This window comes from Lysobacter sp. 1R34A (genome assembly GCF_051217035.1).
Taxonomy (GTDB): Bacteria; Pseudomonadota; Gammaproteobacteria; order Xanthomonadales; family Xanthomonadaceae; genus Lysobacter.
This window is the reverse complement of record NZ_JBPKJP010000061.1, coordinates 1-26315: the sequence shown is the minus strand read 5'-3', so window position 1 is coordinate 26315 and position 26315 is coordinate 1. Positions and strand designations below refer to the sequence as shown.

The 26315-nt window shown below is 68.8% G+C and carries 22 protein-coding genes and 1 pseudogene; 6 read left to right on the top strand and 17 right to left on the bottom strand.

Annotated elements, in window-relative coordinates:
- The 13 genes from gspM to xerD form a co-directional block, all read right to left on the bottom strand.
- Positions 1-341 (bottom strand): type II secretion system protein GspM (gene gspM, locus ACSAMQ_RS13825; RefSeq protein WP_435396200.1); only part of this gene is annotated, 341 nt, incomplete at its 3' end.
- On the bottom strand, positions 331-1503 hold the full coding sequence (locus ACSAMQ_RS13820) for a PilN domain-containing protein (RefSeq protein WP_435396199.1): 1173 nt from the start codon (positions 1501-1503) through the stop codon (positions 331-333). The genes ACSAMQ_RS13820 and gspM, both read right to left, overlap by 11 nt.
- Positions 1500-2486, bottom strand: a complete 987-nt coding sequence (locus tag ACSAMQ_RS13815) for a general secretion pathway protein GspK (protein WP_435396198.1) — start codon at positions 2484-2486, stop codon at positions 1500-1502. The genes ACSAMQ_RS13820 and ACSAMQ_RS13815 overlap by 4 nt, the downstream gene beginning before the upstream one ends.
- On the bottom strand, positions 2486-3169 hold the full coding sequence (locus ACSAMQ_RS13810) for a prepilin-type N-terminal cleavage/methylation domain-containing protein (RefSeq protein WP_435396197.1): 684 nt from the start codon (positions 3167-3169) through the stop codon (positions 2486-2488). Before ACSAMQ_RS13810 ends, ACSAMQ_RS13815 begins: the two co-directional genes overlap by 1 nt.
- Before the next feature lie 8 nt (positions 3170-3177).
- A complete protein-coding gene (gene xpsI, locus ACSAMQ_RS13805; protein WP_435396196.1) occupies positions 3178-3618 on the bottom strand; it encodes a type II secretion system protein XpsI in 441 nt (146 codons plus the stop codon).
- 26 nt (positions 3619-3644) lie between these two features.
- Positions 3645-4130 (bottom strand): type II secretion system protein XpsH, encoded by a 486-nt coding sequence (gene xpsH / locus ACSAMQ_RS13800; protein ID WP_435396195.1) that lies wholly within the window; start codon positions 4128-4130, stop codon positions 3645-3647.
- A gap of 100 nt (positions 4131-4230) precedes the next feature.
- Positions 4231-4665, bottom strand: coding sequence for a type II secretion system major pseudopilin GspG (gspG, locus tag ACSAMQ_RS13795; RefSeq protein ID WP_057916903.1), 435 nt, complete (start codon positions 4663-4665; stop codon positions 4231-4233).
- 230 nt (positions 4666-4895) lie between these two features.
- A complete protein-coding gene (gene xpsF / locus ACSAMQ_RS13790) occupies positions 4896-6113 on the bottom strand; it encodes a type II secretion system protein XpsF (protein WP_435396194.1) in 1218 nt (405 codons plus the stop codon).
- Positions 6114-6226: 113 nt separating this feature from the next.
- The gene (gene gspE, locus ACSAMQ_RS13785) at positions 6227-7897 is read right to left on the bottom strand and encodes a type II secretion system ATPase GspE (protein WP_435396202.1); all 1671 of its coding nucleotides are present in this window, start codon (positions 7895-7897) and stop codon (positions 6227-6229) included.
- A gap of 393 nt (positions 7898-8290) precedes the next feature.
- A complete protein-coding gene (locus ACSAMQ_RS13780; protein WP_435396193.1) occupies positions 8291-8512 on the bottom strand; it encodes a hypothetical protein in 222 nt (73 codons plus the stop codon).
- 184 nt (positions 8513-8696) lie between these two features.
- The gene (purL, locus tag ACSAMQ_RS13775) at positions 8697-12725 is read right to left on the bottom strand and encodes a phosphoribosylformylglycinamidine synthase (protein ID WP_435396192.1); all 4029 of its coding nucleotides are present in this window, start codon (positions 12723-12725) and stop codon (positions 8697-8699) included.
- 273 nt (positions 12726-12998) lie between these two features.
- On the bottom strand, positions 12999-13880 hold the full coding sequence (locus ACSAMQ_RS13770; RefSeq protein ID WP_435396191.1) for a DsbC family protein: 882 nt from the start codon (positions 13878-13880) through the stop codon (positions 12999-13001).
- Positions 13881-14607: 727 nt separating this feature from the next.
- Positions 14608-15549 (bottom strand): site-specific tyrosine recombinase XerD, encoded by a 942-nt coding sequence (gene xerD, locus ACSAMQ_RS13765; RefSeq protein ID WP_435396190.1) that lies wholly within the window; start codon positions 15547-15549, stop codon positions 14608-14610.
- Positions 15550-15593: 44 nt separating this feature from the next.
- Between xerD and ACSAMQ_RS13760 the strand changes: the two genes are divergently transcribed.
- Complete coding sequence (locus ACSAMQ_RS13760) at positions 15594-16082, top strand: RDD family protein (RefSeq protein ID WP_435396189.1); 489 nt, start codon at positions 15594-15596, stop codon at positions 16080-16082.
- Positions 16083-16774: 692 nt separating this feature from the next.
- Here the strand turns inward: ACSAMQ_RS13760 and lptG are convergent.
- Both lptG and lptF read right to left on the bottom strand, forming a co-directional pair.
- Complete coding sequence (gene lptG, locus ACSAMQ_RS13755) at positions 16775-17875, bottom strand: LPS export ABC transporter permease LptG (protein ID WP_435396188.1); 1101 nt, start codon at positions 17873-17875, stop codon at positions 16775-16777.
- Complete coding sequence (lptF, locus tag ACSAMQ_RS13750) at positions 17872-18954, bottom strand: LPS export ABC transporter permease LptF (protein ID WP_435396187.1); 1083 nt, start codon at positions 18952-18954, stop codon at positions 17872-17874. Before lptF ends, lptG begins: the two co-directional genes overlap by 4 nt.
- A 200-nt stretch (positions 18955-19154) precedes the next feature.
- Between lptF and ACSAMQ_RS13745 the strand changes: the two genes are divergently transcribed.
- From ACSAMQ_RS13745 to ACSAMQ_RS13725, 5 genes are all read left to right on the top strand, one after another.
- On the top strand, positions 19155-20624 hold the full coding sequence (locus ACSAMQ_RS13745; protein WP_435396186.1) for a leucyl aminopeptidase: 1470 nt from the start codon (positions 19155-19157) through the stop codon (positions 20622-20624).
- A gap of 2 nt (positions 20625-20626) precedes the next feature.
- Positions 20627-20824, top strand: coding sequence for a hypothetical protein (locus tag ACSAMQ_RS13740; protein ID WP_435396185.1), 198 nt, complete (start codon positions 20627-20629; stop codon positions 20822-20824).
- A gap of 9 nt (positions 20825-20833) precedes the next feature.
- Entirely contained in the window at positions 20834-21259 is a 426-nt protein-coding gene (locus ACSAMQ_RS13735; protein WP_435396184.1) for a DNA polymerase III subunit chi, read from the top strand.
- A 132-nt stretch (positions 21260-21391) separates the two neighbouring features.
- Positions 21392-24442, top strand: a complete 3051-nt coding sequence (locus ACSAMQ_RS13730) for a valine--tRNA ligase (RefSeq protein ID WP_435396183.1) — start codon at positions 21392-21394, stop codon at positions 24440-24442.
- A gap of 311 nt (positions 24443-24753) precedes the next feature.
- On the top strand, positions 24754-25635 hold the full coding sequence (locus tag ACSAMQ_RS13725; RefSeq protein ID WP_435396182.1) for a DUF2785 domain-containing protein: 882 nt from the start codon (positions 24754-24756) through the stop codon (positions 25633-25635).
- A 28-nt stretch (positions 25636-25663) separates the two neighbouring features.
- Here ACSAMQ_RS13725 and rimI read toward each other — a convergent pair whose 3' ends face one another.
- Together rimI and ACSAMQ_RS13715 are read right to left on the bottom strand one after the other, a co-directional pair.
- Positions 25664-26098 carry a ribosomal protein S18-alanine N-acetyltransferase gene (gene rimI / locus ACSAMQ_RS13720; protein WP_435396201.1) on the bottom strand — a complete coding sequence of 145 codons (435 nt, stop codon included), beginning with the start codon at positions 26096-26098 and terminating at the stop codon, positions 25664-25666.
- Positions 26099-26151: 53 nt separating this feature from the next.
- Positions 26152-26315 (bottom strand): annotated as a pseudogene (locus ACSAMQ_RS13715) (alanine acetyltransferase); the annotation flags it as partial.

Sequence of the window (26315 nt, the reverse complement as noted above, 5' to 3'; positions counted from 1 at the left end):
CGGTTGCCGGGGCTGGCCTCCAGCACCACCGTCTCCAGGCGTTGGACCAGGCCGGCGGTGGCGAGTTCGGCGGTGGCCTCGGGCAGGAAGCCGGGGCGGCTGGCCTGCAGCTTGCGTACTTCCTCCAGGCGCAGGCTGATCTGCGGCGCCTGCTTGAGCTCCATGCGCTGGCGCAGTTCGCGCTCCTGCAGGCGGTCGATCTGTTCGCCGGCCTCCATCATCGGCACCGTCCACCACGGATGGACCAGCACCGCATAGGCGATCGCCAGCGCGGCCAGCAACAGGCCCAGCGCGAGCCAGCGCTCTCGGTCGGCGGCCCAGGTGCGCCAATTACTGCTCACGCGCGGCCTCCGGGGTCTGCTGCTTCGGCGGGCCGATCTCGGCGGTCAGGGTGAAACGGTCGCGGCTGGTCGCCGGGTCGGGCTGGACCGCGCCGGTCAGCGCCGGCGAGCGCCACAGCTTGGTGCCCTGCAGCTTGCCGATCAGCGACGACGCCTCGCGGCTCAGGCCGATCATCAACAGGCTCTCGTCCTCGATCGCGAGCTTCTCCAGATAGGTCGAATCGGGCAGCCGGCGGCTGAGTTCGTCGATCACTTCGACCGTGCTGGGGCGCGCGGCGCGGGTGCGGTCGAGGAAGGCCTGGCCGTCGATCAGGTCGACCAGCAACTGGCGCTGGGTCGCGGCCTGGCGCGCGGCGTTGGCGTTCTTGGCGATGGTCTGCTGCAGGCTGCGGCTGGCCTCGCGGCGGTTCTCGAGCACTTGCCACATCGCCGCGGCGAGCGCGAACACGGCGACCGCGGCCAGGGCCAGGTTCCAGTAACGGAAGGGGTCGCTGCGGGTGCGGCGCTGCGATGGCGGCAACAGGTTGACCCCGAGCGGCACGCCGTCGGCGCCGGCGACCTCGATCCCCGACAGGGTCGAAGCGAGCGGGCCGATCGCGGCGAGCTGCGGGTCCAGCGATTGGCGCGGCACCGCCACCAGTTCGGCGTCGAGCTGCCCGTCGCTGTCGCGGCGGGCCAGCACGCGCGCGTCGTAGGCGACGGCATCGGCGGTGAAAGGGGTCTGGCGGTCGATCTCGAAGCCGACCACATCGCGCAGGCGTTCGGCCGCGGCGGCCGGCAGGGTCAAGCGGCGGCGCAGGCTCGCGGCCGGCGGCAACAGCAGCCAGCGCGGCAGGTCGCCGACGCGCGGCGGCAGCAACGGCGCCAGCGGATCGGCGACGACGGCGCCGGCCGGTGCATTCAGGTCGGCCAGGCTCGGCAGCACCGCCAGGTCGCGCACTTCGTTGGCCTGCTGCAGGCGCAGGCGCACGCTGTCGCCGTCGACCTGCAACAGCAGGCGGCCGCGATCCACGCCCAGGGCCTGGCGCATGCGCAACGGCAGCCACGAGGCCAGGGTGCGCCCCCACCACGAAAAGAAGCCGCCCGCTCCGGGTGCGAAGCGCGCGCTCAAACGTCTGAACCGGTTTTCCCCCAACCGGCTTTCGGCAACGTGCGAGTTCATCGTGACGAAGCTCCCTCCTCCCAACGCAGCGGTGTATAGGCCATTCCGGGAACGGAACTCCCCCCTGCACGCACAACCACTCGCAATACCGATTCACGGCCATCCGCTAGCCGTGCATGGCTGTCGATACTATAGGTGCCGCTGCGTTCGCCGACGAGACCGGCGAGTTCGCCGCCGACTTGCGAGCCCGTCAACTGTGACCCGGGCTGCGTTCTGCGCCGTTGCTCGACCAGCTGAGCACCGTTCATCCCCATAGCATCGAGTACTTCCTTCGCCGCGAAAGCCGGTTCCGGCCGCGTGCGCCCGCTGTAAACCGTGACCAGAGGCTCGATCTTGGCATACAGCGCCGGCGTCATGCCCAGCACCTGTTCCAGCTCCGCAACGCTTTCGAACTCGGCGTCCTTGGCGCCGTAGGGGCGGCCGGCGGAGGCATAGTCGGCGTCTTCGGCGCCGCCCGCGGGTTGGGTCAGGGTATCGGCGTCGCGCCAGTCGAGGATCGCCGCGGCCAAGCGCGCCGCCTCGCCCTGCTCGATCTTGCCCACGCCCTGGATCAACGCGGTCAGCAAGGCGGCATCGCCTTGATTGAGGTCGACCTTGCCGTTCTCGTCGACGATCTTGATCTCGAGCCTGGCTTCGCCGAAGCGCCACGGGTTCGGGCGTCCGTCGGGTTGCCATTGCAGCTTCGGGTCGGTCATCGCCACCCGCGTCATCGCGTATTCGAGCCCGGCGCGCGCGGCGTTCTGCGCGACCAGGCCGCGCACCAGCACCCGCCCCTGCAGGTTCTCGGTGCGCGCCGACAATGCGAATGCGCCAATCAGCGCAGTCAACAAGGCGATTACCCACAGCACCAGAAGAAGCGCCGCACCGCGCGATCGTCGAGACGCGATCGTCGCATCGCGAGGTTTTTCGACGCATACCGCCCGCTGCGCCGCGCGCCGCGCGATGCCGTCTGCTGCCGTCCTGCTGGCTCGGATCGTCCGCATCACAACTCCGGCACGAAGCCGCCGGCCGTCGCGCTGGCGAGCGGCAGGGCCACCACCAGCGGCGGCCAGGCGCGGCCGTCGCGGTCGGTCAATGTGACTTCGACGAACAAGGGCAGTTGCTCCGGCGTCTGCCAGCGCTCCTGCCACTCTCCGAGTTCGCCGCGTTGCGGATCCATCGAGCGATAACGGAAGCGCGCCGACTTCAGGCCCTCGACCAGCAACTCGGGCGGACGCTCGCGTGCCTCCTTGATGGTTTCGCCGGCCAGCACCATCGACAAGGACAGCAGGATGCGGGCCTGATCGCCATCGCCCTCGATCACGAAGTCGTGCAGATACGGTCCGCCCTGGCCCAGGTAATCGGGCAGGTCGGCGACGAAACGCAGGCGGTCGGGCTCGCCGACGAAGCGTTGCGGCACCGCGGTGCTCTGGTCGAACGCGAATGGAATCGGCCGGGTCGCGGCGATGCGCTTGCGCAGGAACCCCTCGACCGCGCGTTCGCGCTCGCTGCGCTGGGCCAGGGCCTCGCCGCGCGAAGCGGTCTTGGTCGCCGCCGACAGAGTGGCGAACGCGAGGGTCAAGCCGGCCACCAGCAACACCATCGCCAGCAGCACTTCGATCAGAGTGAAACCGCGTGCGCGGCGAGGCGAAGCGGTGCCGCGCACCGCCCTCGTCGGACCAGCCATGCGCGCCATCAGAACTGCACCTCGTTGGAAGCCGCCGCGGTGCGCAGGGTGCGCAGCAGCAAGCGGCGACCGCCGCCGCCCTCGCCCCACTCCACCGCCAGCTGGACCTCGAACATGCGCATCGCATTGGGATCGATCGGCTGCGACGAGGCGGGCATCGGATCGCGCCACGGCGCCACGCCGAGGGTCCAGCGATAGCGGCCGTTCTCGAACTCGCCGCTGCGTTGGCCTGGCTTGAGCGGTTGCCCGACCCCGACCTGGTCCATCAGCGATTGCGCGTACAGCGCGGCGCGGCCGGCATCGCTGGACCAGCGCACCTGGCGCGTCGCGCCCGACAAGGTGCCGAGCAACAAGGACAACGCCATCGCCAGCAAGGCGAAGGCGACGATCACTTCCAGCAAGGTGTAGCCGCGCTCGCGGCGTTGCGAGAGCGGACGCCGCAGGCGCATGGGCATCGATGCGCACACGGGCGCTTTCATCGCGGCGCCTCGCCGCGCTTGAGCTTGACCTCGCCGGTCAACCAGGCGACATCGACGTTCCAGGCCGCCTGCTTGACGTTGAGCTTGATCCGCCCGCCGGTGGAGGCGCCGTCGGCGAAGAACAGGATCGCGCCCTCGCCGCGGCGCGGCTGCAGTTCGCGCGCGCCGGTGAAGGTCACGCCGACCGCCTTGGGAATATCCCCCTTGCGCCCGTTCGGTGCGGTCCAGGTGCGCGCGGCCGGGTCGATGGTGAATGTCTGCGAGCGCCCGGTCGAGATCGCCTGGCTGCGGGTATAGCGCAGTTGCGAAGCGATTTCCTTGGACGCCGAGCGCAGCTGCATGCCGCTCATGCCGCCGCTCATCATGCCGACGGTCAACACGCCGATCGCCGCGATCAGGGCGATCACCAACAGCATTTCCAGCAACGACATGCCGCGCATCGAAGCCGGCCGCGACGGGCCGCTGGCGCGACTCGCTCGCATGGCGCACGCAGGAGCGCACCGGACGGCGTTCGCCCCGGCCCGGTCCCCCCGCCCTCCGGCGGAGGGCCTGTGCCGCAGGCGTGTCATCGCAGGCGCTTACTCAGTTGTTCTTGATGTCGCCGTCGACGCTGCTGCCGCCGGCCTTTCCGTCCTTGCCGTAGCTGACCAGATCGTAGGGACCGCTTTCGCCCGGCTGGCGGTACTCGATCGCGTGGCCCCAGGGGTCCTTCAGCTCGGTTTCCTTGGCGTACGGCCCCAGCCAACCGTTGGCGTCGGCCGGCTGCTTGACCAGTTCCTCGAGCGAACCCGGCAGGCGGCCGGTGTCCATCTGGAACGAGTCGATCTTGCCGGCGAGGGTCTGCACCTGGCCCTTGGCGAGGTTGTAGTCGCCTCGGTCCTTGCCGCCGAGCACGCGGTTGCCGACGAAGGCGAGCACTGCGCCGATCAGCACGATCACGATGATGATCTCGATCAGGCTCATACCGCGCTGGCCGGCCGGGGACGGGGAACGGGTAATCGAACGGGGATTGCGCATCTCAGTGATCATCCATAGTGGTGGGTTCTGGACAGAGGTTGTGCTTCAACGGCCGGGACAAGGCAAGGGGGTCGAAGCCGTCGCTCGCATCCGAGGGACTGCATAGGATTCTGTTCCGCGCCGATCGGCGAAAGTTCGCGCGAATCGGCTGCCGGTACAGCCGGCGTTCAAGCGCGCGGCATGAACGGGCGGTCCGCGACGACGGCAGGCCGGTACCGACACCGCCGTGCTCAACCGATCGCATTGGTGAGGTCGTACAGCGGCAGCAGCACCGCCATCACGACCGTGGCGACGATGCCGGCCAGCACCACCGTCACCACCGGGACGAGGGCGGCGAGCATGCGGTCCAGGGCCATGCCGGTGTCCTGTTCGAAGGTCTCGGCGGTCTTCATCAGCATCGCATCGAGCGCGCCGGACTCCTCGCCGACCTGGATCATCTGCAGGGCCAGGCGCGGGAAGCGCTTGCCCTTGCCGAGCGCGGTCGACAGCGCGACGCCGTTCTTGACGTCTTCGCCGGCGGCATCGACGTCGGCGGCGAGGACACGGTTGTTGAGCACGTTGCGGCCGATGCCGATCGCGGTCATCAAGGGCACGCCGTTGCGCACCAGGGTGCCCAAGGTGCGCGCCAGGCGCGCGGTCTCGATCTTGCCGATCAGCGGGCCGACGAACTTGCGCTTGAGCAGCCAGGCGTCGAGCGCCTCGCGGAACGCGGGATCGCGGCGCTTGCGGTCGAACCAGAGAAAGCCGACCGCGGGAATCGCGACCAAAACGATCCACCAGTCGCGCACGAACAGGCCGAGCCACAGCACCACCTGGGTGAACATCGGCAGCTCGGCGTCGAGGCTTTCGTACATCGCGCCGAACTGCGGCACCACGTAGCCGAGCAGGAACAGCAGGCTCGCGCCGACCATGACCATCAGGATCGCCGGATAGATCAGCGCATTGATGACCCGGCCCTGCAGCACGCGGCTGCGTTCGAGATAGTCGTCGAGCCGCGACAGGGTTTCGTGCAGGTTGCCGCCGGCCTCGCCGGCCCGGACCATGTTGATGTACAGGCGCGAGAAGGTGCCGTGCTGGCGCTCCAGCGCGACCGACAGCGACGTGCCGCCGCGCACCGCATCGCGGATGTCGGCGACCGTGCTCCTGGCGGTGTCGTCCTCGGGCAGGTCGAGCAGGATGGTCAGCGCGCGGTCCAGCGGCTGGCCGGCGCCGAGCAGGGTCGACAACTGCTGGGTGAACTGCACCAGCCGCGCCCCGGTGAAGGGCTTGGGCTTGAACAAGGCCTTCCACGACGACGACGCCCCCGCTTCCGAGGCCAGCTTGGCCTCGACCGGCAAATGCCCCTGCTCCTGCAGACGCTGCACGACCTCGGTACCGCTCGCGGCCTCCATCTGGCCATCGAGCAGCTCGCCGCGCGCATTCAGGGCTTTGTAGTGGAAAAGAGGCATGGGGACTCGGGACTCGGGATCGAACTCAGGATCGCAGCGGCGGGCGGGGGCGCACGCGAATCGGGCTCTTGCGAGTCCCAAGTCCCGAGTCCCGAGTCCCGCCGCTCCAGCGCTTATGCATCCTCAGTCACCCGCAACACTTCCTCGATCGTGGTCTGGCCGGCGAGCGCCTTGACGATGCCGTCCTCGTACATGGTGCGCATGCCGGCGCTTTCGCGCGCGATCTGCTCGATCTCGCCCATGCCGGCGTGACGCATCACCGCGCGGCGCAGTTCGTCGTTCATGACGAGGAATTCCATGATCGTGGTGCGGCCGTGGTAACCGCTCGGCGCCAGCGCCGAACCGCGCGGGCGGAACAGGTAGATGTCGCCCTCGGGCTGGTAGCGGCGCAGGTTGAACTTTTCGATTTCCTCGGGCGAGGCGAGGTATTTCTCGGCATGGGTCGGCTCGAGGCGGCGCACCAGGCGCTGGGCCAGGATGCCGTTGATCGTCGAGGTCAGCAGGTAATCCTCGACGCCCATGTCGAGCAGCCGGGTGATGCCGCCGGCGGCGTTGTTGGTGTGCAGGGTGCTGAGCACCAGGTGGCCGGTCAGCGCCGACTGGATCGCGATGCGGCAGGTCTCCAGGTCGCGCATTTCGCCGATCATGATGATGTCCGGGTCCTGGCGGACGATCGAACGCAGCGCATGGGCGAAGTCGAGGCCGATCTGCGGCTTGGCCTGGATCTGGTTGATGCCCTCGATCTGGTACTCGACCGGGTCTTCGACGGTGATGATCTTGACGTCGCTGGTGTTGAGCTTGCTCAGCGCCGTATACAAGGTGGTGGTCTTGCCCGAACCGGTCGGACCGGTCACCAGCATGATGCCGTGCGGCTGGTCGAGCACCTTCTGGAACTGCGGGAGGAACTCGTCGGTGAAGCCGAGCTTGTAGAAATCGAACACGACCGTCTCGCGGTCGAGCAGTCGCATCACCACCGATTCGCCGTGCGCGGTCGGCACGGTGCTGACGCGCAGGTCGAGCTCCTTGCCCTGCACCCGCAACATGATGCGGCCGTCCTGCGGCAGGCGGCGCTCAGCGATGTTGAGCTTGGCCATGATCTTGATGCGGCTGATCACCGCCGCGGTGAGGTTGGCCGGCGGGCTTTCGCCCTCGGCCAGCACACCGTCGACGCGGTAGCGCACCTTCAGGCGGTTCTCGAACGGCTCGATATGGATGTCCGAGGCGCGCAACTCCACCGCGCGCTGGATCACCAGGTTGACCAGCCGGATCACCGGCGCTTCCGAAGCCAGGTCGCGCAGGTGCTCGACGTCGTCGAGATCGCCCGCGCCCTCGCCTTCCGCGGTCTCGACGATCGCACCCATCGCACTGCGGCCCTGGCCGTACCAGCGCTCGACCAGGTCGCCGACCTCCGAGCGCAGGGCCACGTAGGGACGGACCTCGCGCTGGGTCGCCAGACGCAGGGCGTCGAGCTGGTAGAGGTCCTGCGGATCGGCCATGAGCACGTCGACGTGGTGCTCGCCCTCGCCGACCGGGCAGACCGCGAACTGCTTCATGAACTTGGGCGTCAGCGCCACCCCTTCGGGCGGCAGCTCGGGCGCGTCCTTGATGCTGACCAGGGGCAACTCGAGCGCCGCGGCCACGGTTTCGGCGTGATCGCGCTCGGACACCAGCCCGAGCCGCGCCAGCAACGCGAGCAGGCTGCCGCCGGTTTCCTCCTGGAGCCGGCGCGCGCGCGCGAGGTCGGCCTCCTTGAGGCGACCCTTCGCCAGCAGGGCGTCGACGATACGGAGATCGACCGTGGCCTGGGCGTCCCCGCCCGCCGGTACTGCCTGGGCGGTCGGTTCGTTGGATGTGGCTACTGCGTTCACGTCACCCTCCTGCGCGTGATTCCCCGACTTTAGCAGTTTCGTTCGCCGTCTCGACCAGCCCGGATCCGGCCGGGTAGCCGACGGTGAATGAAGCACAGTCGTCGAAGCTAGAGTGACGATGCCCGGCCCGAGTCGCAGGACTTCGGATTCATGAACAGGGGCAGTTACGGACTGAAAGATCAGTCACATTTTGTTCGCGCGGACGCCATTGGCCGGGCATGCCGGTGCCGTGGTGCTGTGCTAGCTGGCGAAGTAAAGAGCTGCATTCGCTTCGAAGGGCCGTGGCAGCAAGCCTCGGCCTGTCGCCGGTCAGTCTGCCGGCACGGCCTCCAACCAGCTCTCGTGAATTTCGTTCGCCGCCCCGTCTTCGTACTCCACCGTATAGACGACACCCGGCGGAAATCGCGAGAAGTGAGCGCCGGGCGGTCTGTCCTCGAACACTCCTACCACCCAGCCGATACTTCCGGGCCGCAACGGTCCATCCGCGGCCTCTGCGACTCGAACGATATCGTCGTAGGTGAACTTGCTCACTTACCCTTCCGGTGTCCGGCGCTGACGCGCCCCTTCGAACCCGCATGATTCGCATGCGACCGCCTTCGAATCTACACCGGCAAACCTGCCACCGCACTGACAGCGACGCAACGACAACGAAAACAAAAGGGCGCCATCGGCGCCCGTTTCGTCGTCATCGGTCAGCGTGTCGATCGACCCTCGCCTACCCCACCCACACCCGCGCATTGCGGAACATGCGCAGCCACGGCGAGTCGCCGCTCCAGTCGCGCGGCGACCAGCTGAAGTTGGCGTTGCGCAGGGTGCGCTCGGGGTGCGGCATCAGGATCGTGGCGCGACCGTCGCTGCTGGTCAGGCCGGCGATGCCGTCGGGCGAGCCGTTCGGGTTGAGCGGGTAGCGGTCGGCGACGCGGCCGTCGCCGTCGATGTAGCGCAGCGAGACGTTGGCCGCGGTCTGGTCGAGGTTGCTGGCGAAGCGGGCCCGGCCTTCGCCATGGGCGACCGCGACCGGGATGCGCGAGCCGGCCATGCCGCGGAAGAACAGCGACGGCGACTCGGCCACTTCGAGCAGGCCCAGGCGCGCTTCGAACTGCTCGCTGCGGTTGCGCAAGAACACCGGCCAATGCTCGGCGCCGGGCACGATCGGCTTGAGCTGGGCCAGCATCTGGCAACCGTTGCAGACGCCGAGCGAGAAGCTGTCTTCGCGGGCGAAGAACGCGGCGAAGGCGTCGCGCAGGGCGCTGCGTTCGAGGATGCTGGTGGCCCAGCCGCGTCCCGCGCCGAGCACGTCGCCGTAGCTGAAACCGCCGCAGGCGGCGAAGCCCTTGAAGTCCTCGAGCTGGAAGCGGCCATTGATCAGGTCGCTCATGTGCACGTCGAAGGCTTCGAAGCCGGCGCGGTCGAAGGCCGCGGCCATTTCGATCTGGCCGTTGACGCCCTGCTCGCGCAGGATCGCGACCTTCGGCCGCACCCCGGTGTTGATGAAGGGAGCGGCGACGTCTTCGGCGGTGTCGAAGCTCAGCTTCGGCTTGAGGCCCGGCGCATTGAAGTCGCGCGCGATCGCACGCTCTTCGTCGGCGCATTCGGGGTTGTCGCGCAGCTTCTGCAGCGCATGGCTGGTCGACCACCAGGCATCGAACAGCTCGTCCCAACGCCATTCGACCAGGACCTTGCCGTCTTCCTTGACCCGCACCGCGGCGGCCGTGGTCGGCTTGGCGATGCGCTGCGCGCAATCGATCAGGCCGTGGCGGGCGATCAGGTCGGCGAACTCGGCGCGGTCCTCGTCGGCGATCTGCACGATCGCGCCGAGCTCTTCGTTGAACAGGGTGCGGAACGGATCCTCGCCCCAGCCGTCGAGGCTGATGTCGAGACCCAGGCGCGAGCAGAACGCCATTTCCGACAGCGCGGCGAAGGCGCCGCCGTCGCTGCGGTCGTGATACGCCAGCAGCAGGCCGGCTTCGCGCGCGTCGCGGATCAGCTCGAAGAAATCGCGCAGGCGCTGCGGACTGTCGAGATCGGGCACGCCGGTTTCGTGGCGCGCGCCCTCGCCCGGCACGCCGGCGAAGGCCGGCAGGCCGCCGTCGCGGCCGGCGTCGGGATGGCACTGGGCCAGCACCGAGCCGCCGAGGCGCTGCTTGCCGGCGCCGAGGCCGATCAGCCACAGCTCGCTGTCGGGGTCGCGCGACAGCAGCGGGGTCAGTTGCTGGCGCACGTCGACCACCGGGGCGAACGCGCTGACGATCAAGGACACCGGCGAGACCGACTTGTGCATGACGGGACTCGCAACAGCCGCGTCTCCGTCCTGCCCTTCATCCGCCTGCCCTGCGCGAGTCCCGAGTTCCGAGTCCCGGGTCCCGAGCCACTGCGCCTGCATCGACAGCGAATCCTTGCCGACCGGGATGCTCAGTTCGAGTTCCGGGCACAATTCCAGGCCGACCGCCTTGACCGCGTCGAACAGCAGCGCGTCTTCGCCCGGATGCGATGCGGCCGCCATCCAGTTGGCCGACAGCTTGATGCGGTTGAGCGATTCCACCGGCGCGGCGCACAGGTTGGTGATCGCCTCGCCGACCGCCATGCGCGCGGCGGCGGCGGCATCGAGCAGGGCCAGCGGCGTGCGTTCGCCGATCGACATCGCTTCGCCGACGTAACCGTCGAAGTCCGACAAGGTGATCGCGCAATCGGCCAGCGGCAGCTGCCAGGGGCCGATCATCTGGTCGCGCGCGACCAGGCCGCCGACAGTGCGGTCGCCGATGGTGATGAGGAAGTTCTTGGCCGCGACGGTCGGATGCGCGAGCACGCGCAAGCCGGCCTCGCGCAGGTCGAGTCCGTCCCACTGCAGCGCCGGCCACGGCGCGTCGGCGGGATAACGGGTGTCGCGGTGCATCTTCGGCGGCTTGCCGAACAGCAGGTCCATCGGCAAATCGATAGGCCAATCGGCATCGACGATGCGGTTATCGCCATACACCGTCTCGACCGTCGCGCCATAGCCGACCACCAGGCGCTCTTCCGCGGTCGCATAACCGACCACGGCGAAGGGGCAGCGCTCGCGCTCGCAGATCGCGGCGAAGTCGGCGACGCGGTCGGCCGGCAGGCCGAGCACGTAGCGTTCCTGCGATTCGTTGCACCACAGCTGCATCGGCGACAGCGAGGGATCGTCGCTCGGCACCTTGGCCAGGTCGATCACGCCGCCGAGGCCGGAATCGTGCAGCAGCTCGGGGATGGCGTTGGACAGACCGCCGGCGCCGACATCGTGCGCGCTGTCGATCGGATTGGCTTCGCCGAGTGCGACGCAACGGTCGATCACTTCCTGGCAGCGACGCTCCATTTCCGGGTTGTCGCGCTGGACGCTGGCGAAATCGAGCGCTTCGGCGCTGTCGCCGGAAGCGACCGAACTGGCGGCGCCGCCGCCGAGACCGATCAGCATCGCCGGGCCGCCGAGCACGATCACCGCATGGCCCGGCTTCAGGCCGAGCTTGGCGACCTGGACCCGGTCGATCGCGCCGAGGCCGCCGGCCAGCATGATCGGCTTGTCGTAGGCGCGGGCGAGGCTGGCGTTGCCGGTCTCGCCCTCGGCCAGCTCGAAGCTGCGGAAATAACCGACCAGGTTCGGACGGCCGAATTCGTTGTTGAACGCGGCCGCGCCGAGCGGGCCGTCGAGCATGATTTCCAGGGCCGGCGCCATGCGCGGATTGAGCGTGCGCTCGCCTTCCCACGGCTGCGGCAGGGTCGGGATGCGCAGGTGCGAAACGCTGAAACCGCACAGGCCGGCCTTGGGACGGCCACCGCGCCCGGTCGCGCCTTCGTCGCGGATCTCGCCGCCGTTGCCGGTGCTGGCGCCCGGGAACGGCGCGATCGCGGTCGGGTGGTTATGGGTTTCGACCTTGATGCAGAACGCCGAGGGCACCTGCGCTTCGGCCGCATAAGCCTGGCTGCCGGGCTGCGGGCGGAAACGCCGCGCCGGATAGCCTTCGACCACCGCGGCGTTGTCGCTGTACGCCGACAGGGTGTTTTCGGGCGTCTGCGCGTGGGTGTTCTTGATCATCTTGAACAGCGACTGCGGCTGTTCACGGCCTTCGAGCGTCCACGAGGCGTTGAAGATCTTGTGCCGGCAATGCTCGGAGTTGGCCTGCGCGAACATCATCAGTTCGACGTCGGACGGGGTGCGGCCGAGCGCGGCGTAACGCTCGCGCAGATAGCCGATCTCGTCCTCGGCCAGGGCCAGCCCGAGCCGGCCGTTGGCCGATTCGAGTTCGTCGAGGGGAATGCGTTCGAGCTCGCCGCGCGCCGGCACGGCGAACAATGCCGCCGCATCGTCGCGCGCTTCGAGCAGCGACTGGGTCATCGGGTCGTGCAGGACCTTGGCCAGCGCGCCCTGGGTGGCGGCGTCGCTCGGCCAGCCTTCCAGGTCGTAGCGGGTGCCGCGCTCGACGCGCTTGACCGGCTGGCCGGCCCCGCGCAGCAACTCGGTGGCCTTGCTCGCCCACGGCGACAGGGTGCCCAGGCGCGGGGTCACGTAGCGCGAGACGGCCGCATCGGTGCGGGCGGCTTCATGCGGTTCGGCCTGGAGGATGCGGCGCAGGGTCGCGTCGTCGGGCGCGGCGCCGGGCTCGGGTTCGACCCAGTAGACGGGCCAGGCATCGAGCAGGCGGATACTCGGATGAAGGGCGGACAGTCGAGCTTGGAGACGCTCGCGGCGGAACGAAGACAGGGCCGAATGGCCCTCGAGGACGATCATGTCCGGGGAACCGTGCAACGCAGGGCCCGGTATTGTATCCAAAACCGCCAGCGAGCTTCGGCTTTGCCTTTAGCCAGGCCGCGACCGGGCCATGGGGGAGTCGGCGGGCCCCTGCCTCGGCGCGCTGGGGTGCCGTTGCCATTCCCGGCCGCCGCCGGTTCCGCCTTCGGGCCGGCCCGGCCGATCGCGAAACGCTGTCCCGGAAACGACATCGCCGCCCAGTGGGCGGCGATGCGGTCGAACCCGGCCGGGAAGCCGGGCGCGGGGTCTTGCTCAGAGCCCGCCGGTCGGCACGGCGACGGCCGCGGTCGGCTTGGCGCCCGAGGCGGCCGGCTTGGATTCGGCGGCGATCTTGTCCAGCGCCTCGCGCAGCTGCGCCGGCGGCACGTAGCCGCCGAGCTGGATGCCCTCGGAGGTCAGGATCATCGGCGTACCGGTCAGGCCGACGCGCTGGCCGACGTTGTACTGCATGGTCACGGTGTTCTTGCAGTCCTTGTTCGGTATGGTCTGCTCGCTCTTGGCGTCGGTCAGGGCCTTGCGGCGGTCGACCGCGCACCACACCGAAACCATCTTCTTGTAATCCTCGCTGCCGATGCCCATGCGCGGGAAGGCCAGGTACTCGACCGCGATGCCCTGGCGGTTGTACTCGGCGATCTCGCTGTGCAGCTTGCGGCAATAGCCGCATTCGACGTCGGTGAAGATCGTCACCGTGTGCTTCGGATTGGCCGGAGCGAAGACGATGCGCTCGCTGGCCGGGATGGTCTTCAGCAGGTCCTTGCGCATGCCGGCGAGGCTGTTTTCGCTGAGGTTCTTCTTGGCCTGGGTGTCGAACAGCGCGCCGCCCGAGCCCGGCAGGAACAGATAGCGGCCGTCGTCGCTGACGTACACGACCTGGCCCTGGGCCAGCGCCTCGCGGAAGCCCGGCACCGGCGAGGGGCCGACCTTGTCGATGCTGACGTTGGGGTTGAGCTGGCGGATGGCCTCGACGGCCAGCGCATCGGCGCTGCCGGCCTTGACCTGCGGCGCCGAGCCCTTGGCGGCGGCCGTGGTCTTGGCGGGGGCGGCCGGATCGCTCTTGGCGGCGGCGCCCTGCGGCGCCTGGGCACAGGCGGACAGGCTGATCGCGCCGAGCACGGCGAAAATGATGCGCTTCATCAATCGAATCCTTGGCGTTCTGAGGTCGGGGTCTTGGACCGCTCGACGAGGAATAGGTTCTGCCGATTGTGGCACGGCCGGCCGCGCGAGCGCGGATCCGGAACCGCAGTCACGCGGCGAAGTGGCGATGGGAGTCGCGGTTTGGGGGTGTGGTCGGCCGAGACGCGCCCGGGCCTAGGGTGGGAGCGGCGCGAGTCGCGATCGCCGCCGAAGCTCGCTCAAACGAAGACCCCGCCGCGCGCCTTCCCCTGTAGGAGCGGCGCGAGCCGCGACCCGTAACTACGGTCAGCGGCGCCGGCCGGGTTCAGTCAGGCCCCACGCGATGCGGCAGTGCCGCCGGCCGCTTCGTTGGGGTGCTCGCGATCTGACGGGACGTGCCCCGGCCCGGCACAGGGGCGCCGGGCGTTCAGAGCAGCAGGCGGCAATGCCGCCGGCCGCTTCGTTGGGGTGCTCGCGATCTGACGGGACGTGCCCCGGCCCGGCGCAGGGGCGCCGGGCGTTCAGAGCAGCAGGCGGCAGTGCCGCCGGCCGCTTCGTTGAGGTGCTCGCGATCTGACGGGACGTGCCCCGGCCCGGCACAGGGGCGCCGGGCGTTCAGAGCAGCAGGCGGCAGTGCCGCCGGCCGCTTCGTTGGGCTGCTCGCGATCCGACGGGACGTGCCCCGGCCCGGCGCAGGGGCGCCGGGCGTTCAGAGCAGCAGGCGGCAGTGCCGCCTAAGCGCTGCTCTTCACCCCCTCGGATGATGTTGGGCGTGGAGGCGTTTCAGTTGTTCGCGCGCCACCAGGGTGTAGATCTGGGTGGTCGACAGGGAACTGTGGCCGAGCAGCATCTGCAGGGCGCGCAGGTCGGCGCCGTGGTTGAGCAGGTGGGTGGCGAAGCTGTGGCGCAGGCCGTGCGGGCTGATCTTGGACGGGTCGATGCCGGCGACGGCGGCATAACGCTTGACCAAATGCCAGAACTCTTGCCGGCTCGGGGCCTCGCCGCTCGCGGTCAGGAACAACGGCGCGAGCGCGCGTTTGCCGGCCAACTGCGGGCGCGATTGGGCCAGATAGCGCTCGAGCCAGTGCTGGGCCTCTTCGCCTAGCGGCACCAGCCGTTCCTTGCTGCCCTTGCCGGTGACCCGCAGCACGCCCTGGCGCAGGTTGACCGCGGTCGACGGCAGATTGACCAGTTCGCTCACCCGCAGGCCGGAGGCGTACATCAACTCGAGCATGGCGCGGTCGCGCAATCCCAGTGGTTCGTCGACGACCGGAGCGGCCAGCAAGGCTTCGATCTGGCTTTCGGCCAGGGCCTTGGGCAAGGAGCGCGGCAGTTTCGGCGGCGCCAGCAAGGCGGTGGGGTCGTCGCTGCGCTCGCCGCGGCGCAGGCGATAGGCATAGAACGCGCGCAGCGCCGACAGCAGGCGGGCGTTGCTGCGCGGAGAATAGCCTTCGCGGGTGCGCCAGGCCAGATAGTCGAACAAGGCCGAGCGGTCGGCATCGGCGATGCCGGCGCGCCAGCGCGCCAGCCCTTCGAGATCGCGGCGGTAGCTGTCGAGGGTCTGCTGGGCGAGGCCGTTCTCGGCCCAGATCGTGTCGAGAAAGGACTTGATCGCCGCATCGTCGGCGTCGCCCAGCGGCGGCAGGGCCATCGCCTGGCTGCGGCGTTCGGCGGGGGTGGCGGCACTCATCGCCGCAGCTTAGCAGGCGGTCCGGCAGCCTATATCCTGATGCGATGAGCTCGAACGACACTCCTGCCACCGACTCCGCACCCACCAAGCCGGCCGCCTTGGTCGGTTGGCGCCTGCTGGCGTTGTTCTACGATTTTTGGCCGGCCGCGGCGCTGTGGCTGGTGGCGAGTGCGGTGTTCACCGTCGCCTACACCTTGTCCGGGCACGGACAGCGCGAAAACATCGAGCCGTTCAGCGCGCTGCAGTGGGCGCTGTGGTTCGTGTGCTGGCTGATCGCCGGCGGTTACGCGACGCTGAGCTGGCGCCGCGGCGGGCAGACCCTGGGCATGCGCCCCTGGCGCCTGCGCGTGACCGGCGCCGATGGCGCGGCGCCGCCATGGCGCGCGCTGTGGCTCCGGTATGCGGTCGGCACCCTGTCGCTGGCCGCGCTCGGCCTGGGCTTCTGGTGGGCCTGGTTCGATCGCGACCGCCTGGCCTGGCACGACCGCGCCAGCGGTACACGGATGCAGCGCTTGCCCAAGCGGGCGAAGTGATGGCGGTGCGGAGTCCGGCAAAGCTGCGGACGCCGGGCTTCGCTACCACTGTGGGAGCGGCGGGCGCCAGGGTTTGTAAAGGCTTATGGCAAGAGACCGCAGAGTTCTCGGAACTGTGGGCGCCGACGTCGTCACCACTGTAGGAGCGGCGCGAGCCGCGACCAAGGGACAGGCAAAGGCAGCATCGCCCGCGTCATTGGTCGAAGCCTCGAACCATCGCGGGGGGAGCGGCGTGAGCCGCGACCGCGCCACTGAAGGCAACAGCGCCGGTCGGATTCACCCAAGGGGCTCCAGCCGCGGCCTCAGTACCGCTGGATGCTTCCTTGGGGTAATCGCGATCTGACTCGACGCGCCCGGCCCGGCGCAGCGCGCCGGGCGTTCATCGAAAGCGCGAGCCAGTGGCGAGGCCTCGTTGCGAGAACGCGTGAGCTGATAGCTGCGGCCCCGGCCCGGCGCAGCGCGCCGGGCGTTCACGCAGTCCACGCGGCAGTGCCGCGGCTTCGTTGCAAGAACGCGTGAGCTGAGAGCTGCGACCCCGGCCCGGCGCAGCGCGCCGGGTGTTCATCGAAAGCGCGAGCAGTGGCGGGGCCTCGTTGCGAGAACGCGTGAGCTGATAGCTGCGGCCCCGGCCCGGCGCAGCGCGCCGGGCGTTCATCGAAAGCGCGAGCCAGTGGCTCGCGAGCGCTTTCGATTCACCCCGAACGCCGTTTGAACAGGTAGGCCGAGACGGCCAGCATCACCACGGTCGGCGCGGCATAGGCCAGGCGGAAGTCGAAACGGAACACCTTGGCCAGTTCGACGAACTGGGTCTGCAACTGCCAGAACAGCAGGGCGAACACGATGCCGATGAACAGGCGCTTGCCCATGCCGCCGCTGCGCAGGCTGCCGAAGGCGAACGGGATCGCCGCCAGGCATAGGGTCAGCACGTTCAGCGGATAGAACCAGCGGCCCCAGTAATAGGCCTCGAATTCGGCCGCATCGAGGCGGTTGCGCTCTCGGTCCTCGATCGCCTTGTGCAGGGCCTTGGCGCTGAGGTAGCGCGGACGGTTGCTGCCGCTCATCAAGGCCGCGCTGTCGAGCTTGGACTCCCAGCGCTCTTCGGCGACATGGACCTGTTCGGCCGACTTGGCCAGGAAGGTGGTGCGGGTGACGTCGCGCAGCAGCCAGCCGCCCGGGCGGTGCTCGGCGATCTTGGCCAAGGCCAGCGACGCCAGGCGTCCGTCCTCGCCGAACTGGTACAGGCTGACGTTGCGCAGCTCCAGCCAGCGGTCCTGGCCCTCGCTACGCTCCTGGCCCTGGCTGGCGCTGAGGATCACGTCGCCCTCGCGCGCCCAGACCCCGGAATACTGGGCCACGACCTGGTTGTTGGACTTGGCCGCGGTCTTGAGCGCGTCGGCGCGGCGCTGGCCTTCCGGCGCCAGGGTCTCGCCGTTGACCACCATCAGCAGGGTCAGCAGCGCCAGCGCACCGGCCACGGCCAGGCTCAGGCGCCGCCGGGACAGGCCGACCGCGCGCAGCACGGTCAGCTCCGAGGTCGAGGCCAGCTGGCCCAGCGCCATCAGCGCGCCGATCACCGCGGCATAGGGGAACAGGGCGTAAGCGCGGCGCGGCACGGTCATGGCCATGTAGGCCAGGGCCTGCATCAGGCCGTAGCGGCCCTTGCCGACGTCGCCGAACTCGCCGACGAGGCTGAGCATGAAATCCAGGCCCAGCAGCACCGCCCAGGTCAGCAGCACGGTGCCGAGCACGGTCTTGCCGACGTAGACGTCGTGAATCTTCGGGAACGGCTTCATCGCGCGCTCCGCTTGCGGGCGACGCGGCCGTCGCGGAAGTACAGCCAGCCGGCCACCGCCAACAGCGGCAAAGTCAGCCACCACAGGCCGAGGAAGGTCGGGATCTTGCCGTCTTCCAGCCAGCCCTTGCCCATCATCATGAAGTTGTTGCCGATCAGATACGCCAGAAAGCCCATCAAAACGCTGCCGTAGCGGGCCTGGCGCGGGGTGCTGCGCGCCAACGGCACCGCCAGCAGGGCGAACGCCAGCGCCAGCAGCGGCGGCGCGATCCGGTAATGCAGCTGGGCCGCGGCCTCGCGGCGCGGATCGCCGAACAACTCGGTGGTCGCCATCATCTCGGGCAGGGACGGGTCGTAGCGGTCCTCGCTGGCCGGCAGCAGCACGTCGTTGCTGGCGTAGCGCATCAGCCGGTAGTTGAGGCCGCCGTCCTTCGGGCCCTCGACCTCGAACCCGTCTTCCAGGGTCAGATAACGGTCGCCGTTCGGGCGCACGGTCAGGTGACCGGTCTTGGAGGTGGTGACGTCCTGGCGGTCGGGCTTGTTGCGATAGATGAAGATGCGCTCGAAGCGAGTGCCGTCGTTGGACATCGCGCCGACGTAGATCACTCCGTTGTCGTTGGGCAGGCCGGTGAAGGCGCCCGGCTCCAGGCCGGCCACGACCAGGCTGCGGCTGGCTTCGTTGATCATCTGGCGCGAGGCGCGGTCGGCCCAGGGGCCCAGCCACAGCGAACAGGCGGCGACGACGGCCACGATCGGCCCGACCACCATCAACAAGGGCTTGAGCAGCCGGCGCGGGCCCACGCCGATCGATGCGATCACCGGCATTTCCGAATCGCGATAGAGCCGGCCGATGCCCAGCATCAACCCCAGCATCAGCGCCAGCGGCAGGATCAGCGGCAGCCACTTGATCAGCACCAAGCCGAGCTGCAGCAGCATCAGCCCGGCCGGGACCTTGCCCTTGGCGATGTCCTCGAGCACGTCGGTGAAGGCGCCGCCGACGCTCACGATCAGCAACACCACCAGGGTCGCGAAGACGGCCTGGGCGAATTCGCCAGTCAGATATCGGTCAAGCTTGAGCATCGGGCTTCGGCATCGGGCGGGCTTGCTTTAAACTCGGGGGTTCGTTCGACGGCCGACCTGTCCGCTCGCGTTCCGGGATTCCCGGAGGCTCGAGGTCGAGGACCGAGGACGGCGGCACGGGCATCACGCCCCGGACCGACGCCCGGCAAAGCCGATCGATTGTACGGACAAACTCTTCTTGGCTGCTGGGAATCTGTTGGATGACCCTCGAATTCGACCTGAACCGCGACGCGCTCGCGGCCGCTCAAACCGATTGCGTCGTGGTAGGCGCCTTCGCCGACAAGACCCTGACGGCTGCCGCGCGAACGCTGGATGAAGTCAGCGGCGGGCGCCTGACGGCTTTGCTCGAGCGGGGCGACATCAGCGGCAAGACCGGCAAGACCTCTTTGCTACACGACCTGCCCGGCGTGACCGCGACGCGGGTGCTGGTGATCGGCCTGGGCGAGGCCGGCAAGTTCGGCGTCGCCCAGTATCTCAAGGCGGTCGGCGACGCCGCGCGCGCGCTCAAGACCGGCCCGGTCGAGCATGCGCTGCTGACCCTCAGCGAAGAGCCGGTGACCGGCCGCGACAGCGCCTGGGCGATCCGCCAGGCCGCGATCGCCGCCGACCACGCCTGCTACCGCTACACCGCGACCCTGGGCAAGAAGAAAGACGAGCCCGGCCTGCGCAAGCTGTCGATCCGCGGCGACGACGCCACCGCCCTGGCCCAGGGCCAGGCGATCGCCGCCGGCGTCGCGTTCGCGCGCGAGCTCGGCAACCTGCCGCCGAACATCTGCAATCCGGCCTATCTGGCCGAGCAGGCGCAGGAGTTCGCCGGCCGCTTCGACACCACCTCGTGCGAAGTGCTGGACCGCGAGCAGATGCAGGCGCTCGGCATGGGCTCGCTGCTCGCGGTGGCGCGCGGCTCGGCCAACCCGCCCAAGCTGATCGTGCTCAAGTACGACAACGGCGGCGACGCCAAGCCCTACGTGCTGGTCGGCAAGGGCATCACCTTCGACACCGGCGGCATCAACCTCAAGGTCCAGGGCGGCATCGAGGAGATGAAGTTCGACATGTGCGGCGCCGCCTCGGTACTCGGCACCTTCGTCTCGGCGGTCGGCATGCAGTTGCCGATCAACCTGGTGGTGATCGTGCCGGCGGTCGAGAACATGCCCGACGCCGACGCCTACCGCCCCTCGGACGTGCTGACCAGCATGTCCGGCAAGACCATCGAAGTCGGCAACACCGACGCCGAAGGCCGCCTGATCCTGTGCGACGCGCTGACCTATGCGCAGCGCTTCGAGCCCAAGGCCCTGCTCGACGTGGCGACCCTGACCGGCGCCTGCGTGGTCGCGCTGGGCAAGTTCGCCACCGGCCTGATGAGCAAGGACGACGACCTCGCCGCCGAGCTGACCAGCGCCGGCGAGCAGGTCTTCGACCGCGCCTGGCGCCTGCCGCTGTGGGACGAGTACCAGACCCAGCTCGAATCGAGCTTCGCCGACGTCTACAACATCGGCGGCCGCTGGGCCGGGGCGATCACCGCCGGCTGCTTCCTGTCGCGCTTCACCGAAGGCCAGCGCTGGGCCCACCTCGACATCGCCGGCGTGTCCAACGAAGAAGGCAAGCGCGGTCTCGCCACCGGCCGTCCGGTCGGCCTGCTCTCGCAGTGGCTGCTCGAGCGCGCCGCCTGACGATGAAGCGCAATGCGCCGATTCTCGCGGGCGATCGCGGCACCGGCGGGCGGCATCCGATCGATGTCGCCGGCCGCGCGGCGCAGGCTCAAGGCGAGCGGCGCGTTCGTCCCGCTCCTGCCCGGCGAGTACGCCCGAACCTCGGCGGCGCCCTGCCGGGGCGTTTCGTTTTCGGCGGCTCGCCCGCTTATACCGGTTGATACCCGCCCATGGCCCGCGCTGACTTTTATCTGATCCAGACGCCGCGCTTCAAAGAGCAACCGCTGCGGTTGGTCTGCGAGCTGGCGCGCAAGGCCCACGACGCCGGCCTGCCGACCCTGATCCTGGCGCGCAACGCGGAACAGGCCGAGGCGCTCGACGACATGCTGTGGGACATGGGGGAAGACGCCTATATCCCGCACCAGATCGCCGGCGCGGATCTCGACGAGGAAGAGGCCGACGTGCTGATCGCCGCGCCCGAGGCCGACGCGCCGCTGCGGCCGCTGGTGATCAACCTGCGCGACGCCGCGGTGCAGGACGGTTTCGACCGCGTGCTCGAAGTGGTGCCCGCCGACGACTCCGCGCGCGGCCCGCTGCGCGAACGCTGGAAGCAATACCAGGCGCGCGGACTGACTCTCAACAAGCACGATATGTGAGGGGTTGGGGAATCGGGAATGGAGAATCGGGAATCGTAAAGACCCGATGCATCCATCCTCCTTCCCATCTCCGGCGTTGCTCTGCTGTTGCCTTAAACGATTCTCCTTTCCCCATTCCCGATTCCCGCCGATATGTCCCTCGCCCCCAGCTACGACCCCAAGCAGTTCGAAGCCCGCCTCTACGAGCAGTGGGAGAGCAGCGGCGTATTCAAGCCGCGCGGCGAGGGCCAGCCCTATACGATCCTGCTGCCGCCGCCCAACGTCACCGGCACCCTGCACATGGGCCATGCCTTCCAGCACACCCTGCAGGATGCGCTGATCCGCTATCACCGCATGCGCGGCTATCGCACCTTGTGGCAGATGGGCACCGACCATGCCGGCATCGCGACAGAAATGGTGGTCGGCCGCAATCTCGCCATCGAAGGCAAGGGCGAGACCCGCGACTCGCTGGGTCGCGACAAATTCATCGAAAAGGTCTGGGACTGGAAGCAGCAGTCCGGCGGCACCATCGAGCGCCAGATGCGCCGTCTCGGCGCCAGCGGCGATTGGTCGCGCAGCGTGTTCACCATGGACCCGATGGCCTCGGATGCGATCACCGAAGCGTTCGTGCGCCTGCATGAGAAGGGCCTGATTTACCGCGGCCAGCGCCTGGTCAACTGGGACCCGGTGCTGAAGACCGCGATCTCCGACCTGGAGGTGGCCAACGAGGAAGAGAACGGCCACATGTGGTCGATCCGCTATCCGCTGGCCGACGGCGCGAGCTACGAATACGTCGAGCGCGACGCCGACGGCAACGAAACCCTGCGCGAAATCCGCGATTACGTCGTGGTCGCCACCACCCGCCCGGAAACGATGCTGGGCGATACCGCGGTGATGGTGCACCCCGAGGACGAACGCTACGCCGCCATCCACGGCAAGTTCGTCGATCTGCCGTTGACTGGCCGCCGCATTCCCGTGATCACCGACAGCTACGTCGACCGCGAGTTCGGCACCGGCGTGGTCAAGGTCACGCCCGCCCACGACTTCAACGATTACGCGGTGGGCCTCCGCCATTCGCTGCTGTCGATCAATATCTTCGCGCCCGACGCATCGGTCTGGACGCTGTCCGGCCCGACGGCGCTCAAGCACGTGCTGTCCTCCGCCGACCCGGACTTCACCAAGATCGATCCCGGCGCCTGCACGCCGCAGCAGAATCAGTATGCCGACGACTTTTCCCTGTTCGCCGAACAGGGCATGGCCGCGATCGTCGAGAAGTACATCCCGGCGACGTATCGAGGCCTCGATCGCTTCGAAGCGCGCAAGATGGTCGTCGCGGACCTGGACGTCGCCGAGTTGCTGATCGAGGTCGCCCCTCATCGCCTGCAGGTGCCGCGCGGCGACCGCAGCGGCCAGGTGATCGAGCCGTATCTGACCGACCAGTGGTTCGTGAAGATGGACGCCTTGGCGCAGCGCGGGCTCGAGCTCGTCGAGTCGGGCGAGGTGAAGTTCGTCCCGGCGAACTGGATCAACACCTATCGCCACTGGCTGGAGAACATCCAGGACTGGACGATTTCGCGCCAGCTCTGGTGGGGCCACCGCATCCCCGCCTGGACCGTTCGCTCGGGCGAATCGGATTTCACGCCGCAGATCGGCGAAATAGTCGCTCGGACCGCAGCGGACGCCGAAGTCGCCGCTCACGCGAAACTGCTTAGCTCGCTCGGCCGCGACACCTACGAGAAGATCAAGGATCGGATCGAGTTGGTTCAAGACCCGGATGTGCTGGAAACCTGGTTCTCCTCGGCCATGTTCCCCTTCAGCACGCAAGGCTGGCCCAACGAAGACAAGATGGGCGAACTCGGCTTCGACATCGCGCTGCCGACCAGCGTGCTGGTGACCGGGTTCGACATCATCTTCTTCTGGGTGGCGCGCATGATCATGATGACCGACGAGCTGGTCGGCCGCGTGCCGTTCCGCGACGTCTACATCACCGGCCTGGTCCGCGACAAGGACGGCCAGAAGATGTCGAAGTCGAAGGGCAATATCCTCGACCCGCTGGACATCATCGACGGCATCACCGCCGAGGCGTTGGTCGCCAAGCGCACCACCGGCCTGATGAAGCCGCAGGACGCGCCGAAGATCGAAAAGGCCACGCGCAAGGAATTTCCCGACGGCATCGCCGCCTTCGGCGCCGACGCGCTGCGCTTCACCATGACCGCGTTGGCCGGCCCCGGCCGCGACATCAAGTTCGACCTGGGCCGCGCCGAGGGCTACAAGAACTTCTGCAACAAGCTGTGGAACGCGACCCGCTTCGTGTTGATGAACACCGAAGCGGCGAGCTTCTCCGGAGCGCCGCAGCCGAAGACCGATGCCGAGCGCTGGATCCTGGCACAGTTGGCCAAGGCCGCGGCCGAAGCCGAAACCCATTTCGCCGCCTACCGCTTCGACCTGCTCGCGCAGAGCCTGTACGAGTTCGCCTGGAACGCGTTCTGCGACTGGTTCGTCGAGCTGGCCAAGCCGGCCCTGCAGGGCGACGATGCGGCCGCCGCCGACAGCACCCGCCACACCTTGCTGTACGTGCTGGAGCGTCTGTTGTCTCTGCTGCATCCGCTGATCCCCTTCGTCACCGAAGAGCTGTGGCAGCAGGTCGCGCCGAAACTCGGCATCGCCGAGACCACGATCATGCTGCGTCCGTATCCGCAGGCCGGCGAGTTCGGCGCCGACTACGCCCAGGCCGAAGCCGACGTCGAATGGCTCAAGTCGATGGTTTCGGCCCTGCGCAAGGTGCGCAGCGAACTCAACGTTCCGCCGCAGAAGAACGTCGGCCTGCTGCTGGCCAAGGGCGATGCCGCCGACCGCGACCGCGCCGCGCGTTTCGACTCTCAGTTGCGCTTCCTCAATCGCCTCGACAGCATCGCGTTTGTCGCCGACGCCGACGACACGCCGCCCGCGGCCTCGGCCGTGGTCGGCGAGCTGACCCTGCTGGTGCCGCTCGAAGGCCTGGTCGACCTGGGCGCCGAACGCATCCGCCTGGATAAGGAGATCAAGCGCGTCGCCGGCGAAATCGGCAAATGCCAGGGCAAGCTCGCCAGCGAAACCTTTGTCCAGAACGCCCCGGCCGCCGTGGTCGAACAGGAGCGCAAGCGCCTGGTCGACTGGAACCTGCAGCTGGAAGGCCTGACCGCGCAGCGCACCAAGCTGGGCTGAGGCGAGCCGGGCGTCGTTCCGGCTCCGCTCGATCAGACAAAGCCGTGGCTTAGGCCACGGCTTTTTTATGTCCCGGTTTCGGCAAAGGCAGAAGCTGAATCTCCTGTCCCCTCCTCCTGGGGAAAGGCGCGCTGGGTATTCGTCGCTGGAGCGCGAGCTGCAAGTCATCGGCAACGCATCCCTCTTTGGAAAGGGGCCAAGGGCGTGCTCTCGCTCTTGCCCTTCCACCCGCGCCAATCCGCAATCCCGGCCCTTGCGGCGCTGCGACGCGGCGACCTAGGCTGGTCTCTCGTCCTGGGGAAGCCCACGCCATGCGTCTCGTCCTGCTGTTCGCAGCCTGCCTGTTGGCCGCACCCGCGTTCGCCGGCAGCTGCCCGCCCGCCGGCTACACCGCGGCGTCCCTGCAAGCGTTGAAAGCCCGCCAGTTCGCCTTGCCCGATCCAGCGGCCAAACAGGCGTTGGCGACCGGCCTGATCGGCTGCTTGTCCGCTTCCGATCCCGAGCTCCGCGACGGGGTCGCCTTCGAAGCCTTGAGCCAGTGGATGCGCGCCGGCGATTTCGGCGCGGACGCGCTGCGAACGCTGCGCGGCGCCCTGTACGCAACGCTCGACGGCGCAGACCCGCAAGGCTTCGGCAAACCCTTCGCGGCTCTGGTGCTGTCGGAAGTCGCGCGCAGCGACCGGATCAAGCCATGGATGACCGCACCGGAAAGAGCGGCGATGGTCGAACGCGCCGCGGCCTATGTCGAGTCGGTGCGCGACTACCGCGGCTACAACGAGGGCGAAGGTTGGCGCCATGGCGTCGCCCACGGTGCCGACTGGCTGATGCAGCTGAGCTTGAATCCGGCGCTGGAACGCGCGCAGTACCAACGCATCCTGGCCGCGGTCGCGAGCCAGGCGGTGCCGCGCGACGGCCACGCCTACGTGTTCGGCGAACCCGAACGCCTGGCCAGGCCGCTGTTGTTCACGGCCAAGCGCGGCCTGCTGTCGGCGGCCGAATGGGAGGCTTGGTTCGCGGCGCTGTCGGCGCAGGTGGGCAAGCTCGATCGCGCCGACTACGCCGGCTGGCTCGGGCGTCGCCACGATCTGACCGCATTCCTGAGCGGCCTGTACGTGGAGGCCGACCAGAGCGACGACGCCGCGATCAGGGCGCTGAAGCCGGCGATCCTGGCGGCCTTGAAACCGGTGCAGTAACCGCGCGCGGCGCGACCGCCGTCGCCGCTTATTCCTCGGCGAACAACTCGATCGCCATGACCAGCGCGTCCTCGCGCCCGCCGCGCGCCGGGTAGTAGCGCGGGCGGCGGCCGATCTCGTTGAACCCTTCGTTGTGGTACAGCGCGATCGCGCCGGAGTTGGACGGGCGCACTTCCAGGAACACCCGCTCGGCGCCGCGTCCGCGGGCGATGTGGACCAGCGCGCGCAACAGCTTGCGGCCGTAGCCGTGGCCGTGCGCTTCCGGGGCCACGCAGACGTTGAGCACGTGCGCTTCGCCGGCGGCCACGCTCATCAGGAAGTAGCCGATGATGCGCTCGCCTTCCGACAACACCCAGGCCGGGTAATCGGCACGCAGGCAGTCGCGGAAGATGCCCGGAGTCCAGGGAAACTCGTAGGCGCGGATCTCGATCGCGTGGACGGCTTCGAGGTCGTCCTCGCGCATCGGCCGCAGCGCGGCCGGCGCCGTGGCCGGGTCGAACTCGGACGCCTGCGCGCTCACCTCGTCGCGCTCCCGCGCCGCAGCGCGCGCAATTGCGGCCACAGCGCGCGCTTGGCGGCGGCGTTGCCGCGCAGCGTCTGCGCATCAAACAGCGCCAGCACCGCCGGATCGTCGGGGCCGCGCCGCGCCGCGCGCAGGACCGCGCGCAACAAGGCCTCGC